We start from the raw sequence: 863 nt of genomic DNA on the forward strand, positions 1-863 counted from the left end.
GGCGGAGACGGAGGGGAGGGCGCCCACGCGGGTGGACGCCTCGGTACTGGCAGGCATGCCTCGAAGTTACGTACGCCCGCGCTCATCCGTCCAATGCATGGATTCGCCATAATCGTTCCCATGGAGCATCAGCAGAGGTCACAGTCGCGCCTGTCACCGTCCAGTGACACAGAAGACATGGTGATGTCGCTGGCCCCGCGGCTGGCCTACTTCGCCGGGGTGGCCCGCACCGAGCACGTCACCCGTGCCGCCCAGGAGATGGACGTACCCCAGTCGACGCTCTCCCGGGCCATGGTCCGCCTCGAACAGGACCTCGGCGTCGACCTCTTCGCCCGCATCGGCCGCACGGTCTCCCTCACGCCGGCCGGCCGCACCTTCCTCGGCTCCGTCGAACGCGCCCTCGCCGAGATCCAGCGGGCCGCCGACGAGGTCCGTGCCGACGCCGACCCGGCCACCGGCAAGGTCGCCTTCGGCTTTCTGCACACCATGGGCTCCGAGACGGTCCCCGGCCTCATCCGGGCCTTCCGCGCCGACCACCCCCGCGTCCGCTTCAGCCTGGTCCAGAACTACGGCGAGGCGATGATCGAGCGCCTGCGCGCGGGCGAGCTGGACCTGTGCCTGACCTCCCCGGTCCCGGACGCCCCGGACCTCGTCGCCCGGCGCCTGGACGAGCAGAAGCTGCGGCTCGTGGTCCCCGCCGACCACCCCCTCGCGGCCCGCAGGCGGGTGCGCCTGGCCGAGGCCGCCGAGGAGTCCTTCGTCACCCTGGAACCCGGCTACGGCCTGCGCCGCATCACCGACGACCTGTGCCAGGAAGCCGGCTTCAAGCCGAGGATCGCCTTCGAGGGGGAGGAGGCGGAGAC

At 71.5% G+C, this 863-nt stretch carries 1 protein-coding gene; it reads left to right on the forward strand.

Features of this window, described 5'->3' with window-relative positions:
- Positions 1-120 precede the first annotated feature (120 nt).
- On the forward strand, positions 121-863 hold a 743-nt coding region (locus tag EHS43_RS45315), incomplete at its 3' end, for a LysR family transcriptional regulator (protein WP_125196131.1).

This window comes from Streptomyces sp. RP5T, assembly GCF_003933965.1.
In the GTDB taxonomy this organism is placed as follows: domain Bacteria; phylum Actinomycetota; class Actinomycetes; order Streptomycetales; family Streptomycetaceae; genus Streptomyces.